Genomic DNA, 12,899 nt, shown 5'->3' on the forward strand with positions numbered 1-12,899 from the left:
CGCCATGGCCTTCGGTATCAGTCTGGTCGTGCTCATCCTGTTGTTCGTCGGTGTCGGCGCCTACGGGCGGCGCAGGGCGGCCCGGGGGGCGGTGTTCCGTCCGGTGCGCCGGCCCGCCGGGGTGTCCGGGAGGCGTCGCGCGGGGAGCTCCGACGGCGGCTGGTGGGCCGGCGGGGGCAGCGGCGGAAGCGGTGGGGGCGTGGGGTGCGGATCGTCCTCCGGCGGTGGCTCGTCCTGCGGAGGCGGGTCGTCGTGCGGGGGCGGCGGATGCGGCGGTGGAGGGGGCTGACACGGGGCAGCTCGCCTCCCTGTCGGGGGAAGGCGCATCCGCGAAGGCGGGGTCCGCACCTGGGCGGGCCCCGCCGTTGTCGTCGGGGTGGTGGCGGGGGTCCGGTCACGGGAGGGGCGTGTGGCCGGTACGCGCGGTGGCGTACGCCGTCACCCGGGGGCGCACTCAGGGGTTGAACAGGTGAGCTGGGGAGCCCCCGAGGGGATGGAAAGCCCACGAAGTTGGGTAAAAACGCTGTGGTGGCACCACAGTTCATGATTCCCTATAAATCACCAGTGCAGCCCTCGGGCCCCCCGCGGACCCTTCTTCCGGCCGGGCGACCGGGCTGACGGGCCGAGTTCCCCGGTGCGACCCGGGGCGCGCGGACCCACATCTCCTCCTCTCCATGTGCGCTTGCGGAGCCGATCCATGCTCACGACCCTGAAGACCGCCTATTCCGACACGCGCGCGGCCGATCTCGCCTGGGCCCTGGGGCGCGAGACGCTTCCCGCGCTGGCCACGCTCGACCTGGAACTGACGGGTGTGAAGCTGCAGTTGCGGCTGCTCGGCGCGTCCCACCAGGTGGTGGTGGAGGAGGACCGGGGCCTGTGGTCGGAGACGGTGGCGTGCATTCCGGGCAGCAGTACGCCCCTTCCGCTGGGCGTGGCCAAGCGGGTGGGGGACTGGGAGTACGAGTTCGCCGCGCGGGTGGAGGTGCTGTCGCCGGGGTCGTTCGCGGGCCGGGCGCAGGAGTTGCTCGCCCTGGTGTCCGATCATCCGCAGGGTCTGGCCGGGGTGTTCCCGGGGAGTCCGCACGCGTTCACGGCGATGCTGGCCCAGCGGTGCGAGGGTCAGGTCCACTGGCGGACGTGGCACGCGTATCCGCAGGACGGGCAGTTGGTGGCCACGCGGACCCGGGTGGGGGTGCGGGTGCCGGCGCGTTCCGGCGTGGGGCGGGCGTAAACAAACATCACGCGTGTGGGTGACGTTGTGCGATGGTGCTGTGACGTAACGTCGCTGGGGTGATCGAGTCGCAGGCCCCCGCACCGCCCGGCTCCGCGCAGTCCTGGGACGGGCCCCAGGGGGGCGCGGGCAGTGCGCTGCGGCTGCCCGTGCGACAGGACACCGGGCGTTTCCTGGTCCTCGCGGGCGTGTTCGTCTGCGCGGCCTGCGGCCTGGTGTACGAGCTCGAACTGGTGGCGCTGGCCGCCTACTTGATGGGTGACTCCGTCGCGCAGACGTCCGTGGTGCTGTCCGTGATGGTCTTCGCGATGGGCATCGGCTCGCTGGCCGCGAAGCGGCTGCGGCGGCACGCGGCGGCCGGTTTCGGCGCCGTCGAGGCGGCCCTGGCGCTGGTCGGCGGGTGCAGTGCGATGGCCCTGTACGCGGTGTTCGCCTGGACGGGCGACTGGGGCGGCGTGTGGGCGAGCGGCCCGCGGACCCTGCTGGTCGCCTTCTCCCTCGCCACCGGGCTGCTCATCGGGGCCGAGGTGCCGCTGCTGATGGAGCTGATCCAGCGGATCCGGCGGCAGGACGCGGGCGGCGCGGTGGCCGACCTGTCGGCCGCGGACTACGTCGGCGCGCTGGCGGGCGGGCTCGCCTTCCCGTTCCTTCTCCTGCCGCTGCTGGGGCAGTTGACGGGCGCACTGATCACGGGCGCGGTCAACGCGGTCGTCGGCGGGGCACTGGTCCTCGGACTGTTCCGGCAGGACCTCACGCCCCGCGCGCGCCGGCTGCTGGTGGTGGCCAACGTGTGCGTGCTCGCGGTCCTCGGCTCGGCCGCCGTCCTCGTGGACGACTTCGAGCGGGCCGCCCGGCGCGCCATGTACGGGCCGGACGTGCGGGTGGCCCTGCACACGGACGTGCAGGAGGTGCTGCTCACCGGCGGGCGGGACGGACGGCCGCTGAACCTGTTCCTCGACGGGCGGCTGCGGGTCAGCGGCCGGGACGAACTGCGGTACCACGAGGCGCTGGCGCACCCCGCGATGCACGGGCCGCACGTCCGGGTCCTCGTCCTCGGCGGCGGTGACGGGCTGGCCGTGCGCGAGGTGCTGCGGCACCGCGGGGTGCGCCGCGTCGACGTCGTCGAACTCGACGCGGGCGTGGTGCGGCTGGCCCGCCACGACCCGGCGCTGTCCGCGCTGAACGGGCACGCCCTCGACGATCCGCGGGTGCGCGTGACCACCGCCGACGCCTTCGACTGGCTGCGGGGGGCGCCCCCGGCGGCGTACGACGTGATCGTCTCGGACCTTCCGCATCCCGGGATCACCGCGAGTACGAAGCTGTACTCGCAGGAGTTCTACGGGCTGGCCCGGCGGACGCTGGCACCCGACGGGCGGTTCGTGGTGCACGGGGGCGCGGTGGCGCACCGGCCCCGCGACTTCTGGACGGTGGACGCCACGCTCCGCGCGGCGGGGTTCCGCACCGCCGCGTACCGCGTGCGCGGCCGGCAGGCCGGTTTCGCCGCCGGGCCCGACCGCAGCCCGGTGCGCACCGCGCACGCCCACCGCGACTGGGGGTTCGTGCTGGCCGCCCGTCACCGGCCTCCCGAGCCGCGCCTGGACCCGACCGGGCCGCACGTCCGCACGCTCACCGACGCCTCCCTCGCGGCGGACGCGGGCGCCGCCGAGCGCACCCGGGTGCGGGGCCTGACGCCGTCCACCCTGCTCCACCCGCGCTACAGCGACTGAGTCCCTTACCGCGTTCCGCGCCGACGCGCCGCCACTTCCCGCAGACGGGGGTGCAGCCCGGCGTCGTCTGGGTAGGCTCCGCACTCATGGAGCACGAGGTGTTCGTTCCGGTCGAGGAGGAGCGGCTCAGGGAGGTGCTGGACGACCCCGCGCGGGTCGCCCGGGCGGTGCCCGGGCTCCAGCACGACGCCGGTGCGGACCCGGTCGCCGGCCGCCTGAAGGTCCGCGTCGGCAGCCACTCCGTCACCTACCGGGGCGCCCTGCGGGTGTCCGCGCGGGACGACGGTTCCTACGCCGTCGAGGGCGAGGCGTCGGAGGCCCGGGGCAGCGGTTCGGTGAAGCCGGCACTGCGGCTGCGGCTGCGGCCCGCGGACGGCGGCACCACCCTCATCGTCTCCGGTACGGCGACGGCCGGCGGCCGCGTCACGGAACTGCCCCCGGAGGCGGTGGCGGCGGCGGTGACCCGCCTGCTGGACCGCTTCGGGGAGAACCTGGGACGGGTGGCGGCGGAGACACCCGGGGCGGAAGCCGAGCCGGGTCCGTCCGGCCCCGCCGGGGGACCGGAGTCCCCCGAACTGCTCTCCACGGGCGACTTCGAGCCCGGCGCCACCACCGACTTCGAGACCACCCCGGACGCCGAGGACGCCCCGCCGCCCGCCCCCGCACCGGACGCGGACGCTCCGCCGGCTCCCGTCGAGGACGCCCGGGGCGGGCTGGACGGCCCGGACCGCGACGAGGACGGCGAGGACAGCGAGGGCGACGAGGACGACGAGGACACCGTCGCGGAGGCCGCCCACGCCCGGCGGACGATGATCGGACGCAGCGCCGAGGAGGTGGACCACGCCCCGCCCCGTGGCCGGTACGCCCCCGTCCCCGCTCCGCAGACGGTCTCGTCCCCGGCGACGCTGCGCTGGGCCGCACCGGCGGCAGCCCTGGCCGTCGCCTCGGCGGTGGTCGCGATCCGCGCCCTCCGCAGACGCCACTGACCCCCGCCGGGGCGCCTCAGGGATCTCGGAACCAGCACCTCCACCGTCCCGGCCCGTCGGCGCCTCACCGCGCACCGTGCCGCGTGGGGCCGGTGACCCGTGCCGACGGCTGCCGGCGAGCGGGGCGAGCGGGGTGCGGGTGCTGCCCGCCCACGCGCGGCCGGGGCTCCGGCGGGCCGGAGACCTCCGGCGCCGCCGCGGCGGGGGGAGGCTCCCTGCGGCCGTCGGCGATGGTGGTGTCCGGCCGTCCCGTCACGGTCGGGTGCCGGGGCCGGGGCCGGGGCCGGGAAGACGGTCGTGGGTACGGGGTCTTGATCGTCCCAGTAGGGTCGTCGGTGTGAGTAACGAACACATCACGCTGACCGCGGGCGACGCGGAAGTGGACGTGCTGCCGGGCAACGGCGGGCGGGTCGGTGGGCTGCGGGTCGGGGGCGTCGAGCTGCTGCGGCAGGGGGAGCGGTACGGGTGCTTCCCGATGGTGCCCTGGTGCGGACGAATCCGTGAGGGACGCTTCCAGGACGGCGCCACCGTGCGGCAGATGCCGCTCAACGCCCCGCCGCACGCCATCCACGGCACCGCCCGCGACGCCGCCTGGAGCGTCGCCCGCAAGAGCACCGACGAGGCCGTCCTCACCTACGACCTCACCGACCCGTGGCCGTACCCGGGCCGGGTCACCCAGCAGGTCGTGCTCGGCGAGGACGCGCTGACGCTGACGATGAGCGTGGAGACGTACGAGTCGTCCTTCCCGGCGCAGATCGGCTGGCACCCGTGGTTCAACCGCGACCTCGGCGGCGCGGACGTGAGCATCGGCTTCGCGCCCGCCTGGCAGGAGGAGCGCGGGGAGGACCACCTGCCGACCGGGCGGCGCACCGACCCGCAGGCGGGGCCGTGGGACGACTGCTTCGGGATGCCCGGCGGGGTCGACGTCACCCTCACCTGGCCGGAGCTGCTGGAGCTGAGGGTGACCAGCCGCGAGGAGTGGGTCGTGGTGTACGACGAGCAGCGCGAGGCCGTGTGCGTGGAGCCGCAGACCGGGCCGCCCGACGGGCTGAACACCCACCCGCGCCTGGTCACCCCGCTGGAGCCGCTGGAGGCCTCGACCACGTGGACCTGGACCCGCCTCTAAGCTGGCAGGCATGACGGACACGCGCGGCGCGCTGCTGCAGCAGATCAAGGACAAGGCCGTGGTGCACGGCAAGGTGACGCTCTCCTCCGGTCTGGAGGCCGACTACTACGTCGACCTGCGTCGCGTCACCCTCGACGGGGAGGCCGCCCCGCTGGTCGGCCAGGTGCTGCTGGACCTGACGGCGGAGCTGGAGTTCGACGCGGTGGGCGGGCTGACCATGGGCGCCGACCCGGTCGCGGCCGCGATGCTGCACGCCGCCGCCGCGCGGGGCCGGAGGCTGGACGCGTTCGTGGTCCGCAAGGCCGCCAAGGCGCACGGACTGCAGCGGCGCGTCGAAGGCCCGGACATCAGGGGCCGCCGGGTGATCGTCGTCGAGGACACCTCCACCACCGGCGGCTCGCCGCTGACCGCCGTCGAGGCGGTGCGCGAGGCCGGCGCGGAGGTCGTGGCCGTCGCGACCATCGTGGACCGGGCGACCGGTGCCGCCGAGAAGATCCGGGAGGGCGCCGGGGTGCCGTACCTCTTCGCCTACTCCAAGGACGAGCTGGGCCTCGACTGAGACCGCGGGGGCACCCCGCGCGCCACCGCCGGGCCCTGGCCGGACATCGCCCGACATAACGACTTGACCTGCACCGTCGACCAGCCGGACAAGTCTGGGAAGATGAGGCCGACAATGACGTCGCTTCCAAGGTTCCAGGTCAGGGCCGACCGTACGCAGCACGCCACACCGCACGCTTAAGGAGCGGACAGATGCCCATCGCAACTCCCGAGGTCTACAACGAGATGCTGGACCGGGCGAAGGCGGAGAAGTTCGCCTACCCGGCCATCAACGTCACGTCGTCGCAGACCCTGCACGCGGCACTGCGCGGCTTCGCCGAGGCGGAGAGCGACGGCATCGTCCAGATCTCGACCGGCGGCGCCGAGTTCCTCGGCGGCCAACACAGCAAGGACATGGTGACCGGCGCGGTCGCCCTGGCCGAGTTCGCGCACATCGTCGCCGAGAAGTACGACGTCAACATCGCCCTGCACACCGACCACTGCCCGAAGGACAAGCTGGACGGGTACGTGCGTCCGCTGCTCGCGGTGTCCGAGGAGCGCGTCAAGGCCGGCCGCAACCCGCTGTTCCAGTCCCACATGTGGGACGGCTCCGCGGAGACCCTGGCGGACAACCTGTCCATCGCCCAGGAGCTCCTGGAGCGCGCCCGCGCCGCGAAGATCATCCTCGAGGTCGAGATCACCCCGACCGGCGGCGAGGAGGACGGCGTCTCCCACGAGATCAACGACTCCCTCTACACCACGGTCGACGACGCGGTCCGCACGGCGGAGGCCCTCGGCCTCGGCGACAAGGGCCGCTACCTGCTCGCCGCGTCCTTCGGCAACGTGCACGGCGTGTACAAGCCGGGCAACGTCGTCCTCCGTCCCGAGCTGCTGAAGGAGCTCAACGAGGGCGTCGCCGCCAAGTACGGCAAGCCGGCCGGCGCCCAGCCGTTCGACTTCGTCTTCCACGGCGGCTCCGGCTCCACCCCGGAGGAGATCCTCACCGCGCTGGAGAACGGCGTCGTGAAGATGAACATCGACACCGACACCCAGTACGCGTTCACCCGGCCGGTCGCCGACCACATGTTCCGCAACTACGACGGCGTCCTGAAGGTCGACGGCGAGGTCGGCGACAAGAAGACCTACGACCCGCGCACCTGGGGCAAGCTCGCCGAGGCTTCGATGGCGGCCCGCGTCCTGGAGGCCTGCCAGAACCTGCGTTCGACGGGCACCCGCATCAAGTAACCCGCCCGCGCCGCGCAAGGGCCCGGTACCGCTCGCGGTGCCGGGCCCTTCCGTATGCTCGGCCGCATGCCCGACGTCCGGCTGTCATCACCGCAGGGCAGGTGGATCCTCCTCACCACGGTCCTCGGCTCCAGCATGGCCCTGCTCGACTCGACCGTGGTCGGCGTGGCCCTCCCGCGCATCGGCCGCGACCTCGGCGCCGACCTCGCCGCACTGCAGTGGACCGTCAACGCCTACATGGTCACGCTGGCCGGGCTGATCCTGCTCGGCGGGGCGCTCGGCGACCGGTTCGGCCGGCGCAAGGTGTTCGTCGTCGGGGTGCTGTGGTTCGCCGCGGCCTCGCTGCTGTGCGGGATCGCGCCGGACGCCGGCACGCTCGTCGCCGCCCGCGCCCTCCAGGGCGTCGGCGGGGCGCTGCTCACGCCCGGCTCGCTCGCCCTCATCCAGGCCTCCTTCCACCCCGACGACCGGGGCCGCGCGGTCGGCCTGTGGTCCGGCTTCGGCGGGATCGGGGCCGCGGTCGGGCCGTTCGTCGGCGGCTGGCTGGTGGACGGGCCCGGCTGGCGGTGGGTGTTCCTCATCAACGTGCCCCTGGCCCTGCTGTGCGCGCCCGTCGCGGTGCGGCACGTGCCGGAGTCGTCGGGCGGCAGGACCGAGGGACGCTTCGACGTGCTCGGCGCCGCGCTCGGGGCGGTCGCCCTCGCGCTGGTGACGTACGCGCTGATCGAGGCAGGGGCGGGGTCGCCGCTGGTCGCCCTGTCCGCCGTCGCCGGCCTGGCCGCCGCGGTCGCCTTCGTCCTCGTCGAGAAACGGCGCCCGCACCCGATGATGCCGCTCGACATCTTCGCCTCCCGCCAGTTCACGGCGGTCAACGTCGTCACGCTGTGCGTGTACGCGGCGTTCGGCGGCTTCTTCTTCCTCGCCGTGCTCCAGCTCCAGGTCGTCGTCGGCTGGTCCGCGCTGGCCGCGGGTACGGCCCTGCTGCCCACGACAGCGCTGATGCTGCTGCTCTCCGCCCGCTCGGGCGAGCTCGCCGACCGGATCGGCCCGCGCGTCCCCCTCACCGCGGGGCCGCTGATGTGCGCGGCGGGAATGCTGCTGATGCTGCGGGTCGGGCCGGACGCCGCCTACGTCACGGAGGTGCTGCCCGCGCTGCTGGTGCTCGGCCTCGGCATGGTGACCCTGGTGGCGCCGCTGACGGCGACGGTCCTCGCCTCCGTGGAGACCGCGCGGGCGGGCCTGGCCAGCGGCATCAACAACGCCGCCGCCCGCGCGGCCGGCCTGGTCGCGGTGGCGGCGCTGCCGCTGCTGGCCGGGATGGGCCCGGAGGCGTACCGGCTGCCCGGCGCCTTCGACGACGCGTTCGACCGGGCGATGGTGCTGTGCGCGGTCGTCCTGGTGGCGGGCTCCGCCCTGGCCTTCGCGACCGTGCGCCGGCCCACCCCCGACTGCCGCCGGCCGGAGTGCCGCACCCACGGCAGCGTGGCGGTGCCGCCGCTGGAGGCCGGGCGGGGGCCGGGCGGGGAGGGGTCCTGAAGGGGTGCCGGACACGTGCCGGACACCCCTCCGAGCCGCCGGCCGGCTACTGCTTGAGCGCGGTGTACGCCTCTTCGCTGCTGTCCTTGAGGAAGGTCCAGCACCGCTCGGCCTCGTCCGACTCGCCGATCGTGCCGGCCGCCCGCGCCAGGGCGGCGAGGCAGCGCAGGAAGCCGCGGTTGCCGCGGTGGCTCCACGGGACCGGGCCGTGGCCCTTCCAGCCGGCCCGCCGCAGCGCGTCCAGCCCGCGGTGGTAGCCGGTGCGCGCGTACGCGTACGACTCGACCACCCGGTCCGCCTGGTAGGCGTCGTCGGCGAGCATCGCCCACGCCAGGGAGAACGTCGGGTAGTCCGCCGCCACCTGCGCCGGCGTGGCGGACTCGTCGGCGAGCAGCGCGTAGGCCTTCTCGTTCTCGGGGAGGTGGGTCGGTTCCGGTCCGCCGAGGAGGTTCTGGTGCGTGGTCATGGGGGTCAGTCTGCCACTTCGCCGGCGGGCGCCGGGGCGGGCCGCGGGTGGAGCGCGCGGGCCGCCGCGGTCTGCCCGGCGGCGAGGTCCGGGTGGCCCGGACGGCCCGCCAGGGCGGCCAGGGCGGCCAGGACGAGGTGGACCGGACCCCAGGCCGCGGTGCCCATGCCGGCCACGACGAACCGGTCGGCGTGCGGCGCCGGCAGGTCGTACAGGTGCCGCGGGTCGGGGGTGCCGAGGCGGGCGGCGACCAGGCCCCACACGGGCAGCGGGAATCGGCGTCGCGGGCACCTCGGTGGCGGCGCACGAGCAGGGCGTGGCCGCCGGGCCGACCTCGACCACCCAGCGGCTCGGCGGGGCGGTCGGACCGGCCGTGCTGGTCGCCGTCGCGGGTCCGGCGGCTTCGGTGGCCGGGCTGCGCACGGCGAGGCTCGCGGCGGCGGTGGGCACGGTGGCCGGGCTGCGCACGGCGAGGCTCGCGGCGGCGGTGGGCACGGTGGTGACCGCCCTGGTGGCGCTGCGCTTCACCCGGCCCGCCGCGCCCCCGCCCGCCGCACCGGGCGCCGCCCCGCGGACGGCCCGGGTCCCGGGCTGAGCGGCGGCCGCCCAGGGCCCGCCGCCCAGGGCCCGCCGCCTCGGACCTGCCGCCCCGACCCGCCGCCCGGGGCCCGCCGCCTCGGACCTGCCGCCCAGGCCCGCCGCCTCCGACCCGCCGCCCGGGGCCCGCCGCCCGGGGCCCGCCGCCGCGGGCCCGTCGCCGCGGGCCCGCCCGCCGACGGGCGGGCCTTGCGGTTCCGGGCCACCATTGCGGAGGATGCACCGTGGGGACCGGGGCCCCCGTGCCGGTAACGGCAGGGGCGGACCGCTACCCGGAGTACACGTACAGGAGACAGCGATGTCCCACGAGGCTCACGAGCCCGAGACCCCGCATCTCGACTTCCAGGGGACGACCCCCTACGAGGACTACGTCAAGGCCGACGTCCTCACCCACCTCCAGCACACCCTCTCCGACGACCCCGGAGAGATGGTCTTCCTGGTCACCACCCAGGTGATGGAACTGTGGTTCACCGTCATCGTCCACGAGTGGGAGACCGCGGCGAAGGCGCTGCGCGAGGACGACGTACCGACCGCCGTCGACGCGCTGAAGCGGTCCGTGCGGGAGCTGGAGGCGCTGAACGCGTCCTGGACGCCGCTGAGCGGACTCACCCCGGCGCAGTTCAACTCCTACCGCGGCGCCCTCGGCGAGGGGTCCGGATTCCAGTCCGCGATGTACCGGCGCCTGGAGTTCCTGCTCGGCGACAAGTCCGCCTCCATGCTGGTCCCGCACCGGGGCGCGCCGCGCGTGCACGCCGAGCTGGAGAAGGCGCTGCACGAGCCGAGCCTGTACGACGAGGTGCTGCGCTTCCTCGCGCGGCGCGGGCACGCGATCCCCGAGGACGTGCTGCGGCGCGACGTGACACGGCGGTACGAGCCGTCGGCGGAGGTGGAGGCGGTCTGGACGGCCGTCTACTCGGGTGACGAGCGCGACGAGGTGGCGCGTCTCGGTGAGGCGCTCACCGACGTCGCCGAGCTGGTGTGGCGCTGGCGCAACGACCACCTGGTCGCCACCCGCCGCGCGATGGGCGCGAAGACCGGCACCGGCGGCTCCGCCGGGGTGGCCTGGCTGGAGAAGCGGGCGCAGAAGAGCGTGTTCCCCGAGCTGTGGACGGCGCGGTCCTATGTCTGAGCTGGAACTGAAGGCGGAGAAACTCGACGGGGCGGACGCACTGGCGTCCAAGCGCGACGAGTTCGTCCTGGACGACGTGGTGTACCTCGACGGGAACTCGCTGGGCGCGCTGCCGGTGTCCGTCCCCGGACGGGTCGAGGACGTGGTGCGCCGGCAGTGGGGCGAGCTGCGCATCCGGTCCTGGACGGAGGGCGGCTGGTGGACGGCGCCGGAGCGGATCGGCGACCGGATCGCGCCGCTGGTCGGCGCGGCGCCCGGACAGGTCGTCGTCGGCGACTCGACCAGCGTCAACGTGTTCAAGGCGCTGGTGGGCGCGGTGCGGCTGGCGCGGTCGGCCGACACCGGGCGGGACGAGATCGTGGTCGACGCGACCACGTTCCCCACGGACGGCTACATCGCCGGGTCGGCGGCCCGGATGACCGGGTGCACGCTGCGCCCGGTGCCGCCGTCCGAGGTCCCGGCCGCGCTCGGGGACCGTACGGCCGCCGTGCTGCTCAACCACGTCGACTACCGCACCGGCCGGCTGCACGACCTGCCGTCGCTGACGGCCGCGGTGCACGCGGCGGGGGCGCGGGTGGTCTGGGACCTGTGCCACAGCGCGGGGGCGCTGCCGGTCGGACTGGACGAGCACGGCGTGGACCTGGCGGTCGGCTGCACCTACAAGTACCTGAACGGCGGGCCCGGTTCACCGGCGTTCCTGTACGTGCGCGAGGACCTGCAGGACCGCTTCGACTCGCCGCTGCCCGGCTGGAACTCCCACGCGGAGCCCTTCGGCATGCGCGAGGAGTACGAGCCGGCGGCGGGCGCGGTACGCGGACGGGTCGGCACCCCGGACATCCTCTCCATGCTCGCCCTGGAGGCGGCACTGGAGGTCTGGGACGGCGTCTGCGTCGACACGGTGCGCGCCAAGTCGCTCGCGCTGACGGACTTCTTCCTGGAGTGCGTCGAGGCGTACGTGCCCGGGGACCGGGTGGAGTGCGTGACCCCGCGCGCGCACGCGGAGCGGGGCAGCCAGGTCGCGCTGCGCTGCCCGGACGCCGGCGAGGTGATGCGGCGGCTGATCGCGCGGGGCGTGGTCGGCGACTTCCGTCATCCGGACGTGCTCCGCTTCGGGTTCACCCCGCTGTACGTCGGCTTCGCGGACGTGGAGCGGGCGGCCCGGGTGCTGGCGGAGGAACTGGCGGCGGAAGCGGCCCGGGGCGGGCCGGGGCCGGACCCGTACGGGGGTGCCGGCTCCCGGGCCCGCTGACCGTGCGTGACATCCGCATGTCGGGGGGCATGGGCGGGCTGATACCGTCCCCGCCAAACGGCCGCCGTGTCCCCGCCGGTCCGTCACCTACGTTGTACCGCTGAGAGGTTGAGCATGACGGACGACGCCGCAGCCGCCCGGACCGCCGCCGAGGAGGAGTCGGCTCTCTCCCGTCCGCCCGTGGATCCCGACGCCACGGCGGCCTACGGCGACGACCCGGACCAGCTGATCGACTTCTACCTGCCGCGCGGGCCGGGCGGGCCGGGGCCCGCGCCCGTGGTGGTCGTCCTGCACGGAGGCGCCTGGCGGGCGCCGTACGACCGGCGCCAGATCAGCCCGTTCGCGGCGTTCCTGGCCGGGCGCGGCTTCGCCGTGGCGAGCGTCGAGTACCGGCGCGGGGACGCGGCCGGCGGCGACACCGTCGCCGGGCGGTGGCCCGACACGTTCGACGACGTGGCCGCCGCGATGGACGCGCTGCCCGGGCTGATCCGGGAGCACCTGCCGCAGGCCGATCCGCGGCGGATCGTGCTCACCGGTCACTCCGCGGGCGGGCACCTGGCGCTGTGGGCCGCCGCCCGGCACGTGCTGCCGCGCGACTGCGCATGGCGGACCGAGGGACCGGCGTCGCTGCGCGGGGTCGTCGCCCTCGCGCCGATCGCGGACTTCGAGGTCGCGGACAAGCTGGGCGTGTGCGGGGGTGCCGTGCGGCAACTCCTGGGCGGTGACGATCACTTCGCCGAGCGGCGGCCGTACGCGGATCCGGCGCTGCTGCTGCCGACCGGGATCGCCACGACCCTGGTGCAGGGGCGCACCGACGTGGACGTGCCGCAGGCGGTCGCCGAGTCGTACGCGGAGGCGGCGGCGAAGGCGGGGGAGGTGGTGGGGGTGACGTTGCTGGAGGACGTCGGGCACTTCCCGCTGATCGATCCGGGGGCGGACGCGTGTGCGGTGGTGGCGGAGGAGATCGCCCAGCTGGGCTGGTGAGTGCCGCTGTGCGGGGCGGGGCGGGGACTGGTGTCGTACCCGTAGTACCTGAGAGCTACCCCGTGAGTGAGTCCCCCGGCGGGACG

Annotated in this window: 13 protein-coding genes; 11 read left to right on the plus strand and 2 right to left on the minus strand. The window is 75.0% G+C overall.

Annotation, left to right across the window (positions count from 1 at the left end; genetic code table 11):
* Positions 1-697 precede the first annotated feature (697 nt).
* The 7 genes from IE118_RS10340 (at position 698) to IE118_RS10370 (ending at position 8,388) form a co-directional block, all read left to right on the plus strand.
* Positions 698-1,231: a DUF2617 family protein gene (locus IE118_RS10340; RefSeq protein ID WP_189557460.1), complete on the plus strand. Its 534-nt coding sequence runs from the start codon at positions 698-700 to the stop codon at positions 1,229-1,231.
* A 59-nt stretch (positions 1,232-1,290) separates the two neighbouring features.
* Positions 1,291-2,958: a polyamine aminopropyltransferase gene (locus IE118_RS10345; RefSeq protein ID WP_189557461.1), complete on the plus strand. Its 1,668-nt coding sequence runs from the start codon at positions 1,291-1,293 to the stop codon at positions 2,956-2,958.
* 86 nt (positions 2,959-3,044) lie between these two features.
* Entirely contained in the window at positions 3,045-3,944 is a 900-nt protein-coding gene (locus tag IE118_RS10350) for an SRPBCC domain-containing protein (protein WP_189557462.1), read from the plus strand.
* A gap of 337 nt (positions 3,945-4,281) precedes the next feature.
* Complete coding sequence (locus tag IE118_RS10355) at positions 4,282-5,070, plus strand: aldose epimerase family protein (RefSeq protein ID WP_189557463.1); 789 nt, start codon at positions 4,282-4,284, stop codon at positions 5,068-5,070.
* 10 nt (positions 5,071-5,080) lie between these two features.
* Positions 5,081-5,629 carry an orotate phosphoribosyltransferase gene (gene pyrE / locus IE118_RS10360; RefSeq protein WP_189557464.1) on the plus strand — a complete coding sequence of 183 codons (549 nt, stop codon included), beginning with the start codon at positions 5,081-5,083 and terminating at the stop codon, positions 5,627-5,629.
* A gap of 191 nt (positions 5,630-5,820) precedes the next feature.
* Complete coding sequence (gene fbaA / locus IE118_RS10365) at positions 5,821-6,852, plus strand: class II fructose-bisphosphate aldolase (RefSeq protein WP_189557465.1); 1,032 nt, start codon at positions 5,821-5,823, stop codon at positions 6,850-6,852.
* A 66-nt stretch (positions 6,853-6,918) separates the two neighbouring features.
* Positions 6,919-8,388, plus strand: coding sequence for an MFS transporter (locus tag IE118_RS10370; RefSeq protein ID WP_189557466.1), 1,470 nt, complete (start codon positions 6,919-6,921; stop codon positions 8,386-8,388).
* A gap of 46 nt (positions 8,389-8,434) precedes the next feature.
* Here the strand turns inward: IE118_RS10370 and IE118_RS10375 are convergent, their stop codons facing one another.
* Positions 8,435-8,854: a DUF3151 domain-containing protein gene (locus IE118_RS10375; RefSeq protein ID WP_189557467.1), complete on the minus strand. Its 420-nt coding sequence runs from the start codon at positions 8,852-8,854 to the stop codon at positions 8,435-8,437.
* Positions 8,855-8,859: 5 nt separating this feature from the next.
* Positions 8,860-9,117, minus strand: coding sequence for a hypothetical protein (locus tag IE118_RS10380; protein ID WP_189557468.1), 258 nt, complete (start codon positions 9,115-9,117; stop codon positions 8,860-8,862).
* A 53-nt stretch (positions 9,118-9,170) separates the two neighbouring features.
* Between IE118_RS10380 and IE118_RS10385 the strand changes: the two genes are divergently transcribed.
* The 4 genes from IE118_RS10385 (at position 9,171) to IE118_RS10400 (ending at position 12,813) form a co-directional block, all read left to right on the plus strand.
* On the plus strand, positions 9,171-9,449 hold the full coding sequence (locus IE118_RS10385; RefSeq protein ID WP_189557469.1) for a hypothetical protein: 279 nt from the start codon (positions 9,171-9,173) through the stop codon (positions 9,447-9,449).
* A 300-nt stretch (positions 9,450-9,749) separates the two neighbouring features.
* Complete coding sequence (locus IE118_RS10390) at positions 9,750-10,580, plus strand: tryptophan 2,3-dioxygenase family protein (RefSeq protein ID WP_189557470.1); 831 nt, start codon at positions 9,750-9,752, stop codon at positions 10,578-10,580.
* Positions 10,573-11,829 carry a kynureninase gene (kynU, locus tag IE118_RS10395; protein WP_229846748.1) on the plus strand — a complete coding sequence of 419 codons (1,257 nt, stop codon included), beginning with the start codon at positions 10,573-10,575 and terminating at the stop codon, positions 11,827-11,829. Before IE118_RS10390 ends, kynU begins: the two co-directional genes overlap by 8 nt.
* A gap of 114 nt (positions 11,830-11,943) precedes the next feature.
* Positions 11,944-12,813, plus strand: a complete 870-nt coding sequence (locus IE118_RS10400; RefSeq protein ID WP_189557471.1) for an alpha/beta hydrolase — start codon at positions 11,944-11,946, stop codon at positions 12,811-12,813.
* The last annotated feature ends 86 nt before the right edge of the window (positions 12,814-12,899 follow it).

The organism is Streptomyces pilosus (assembly GCF_014649835.1).
Classification (GTDB): domain Bacteria; phylum Actinomycetota; class Actinomycetes; order Streptomycetales; family Streptomycetaceae; genus Streptomyces; species Streptomyces pilosus.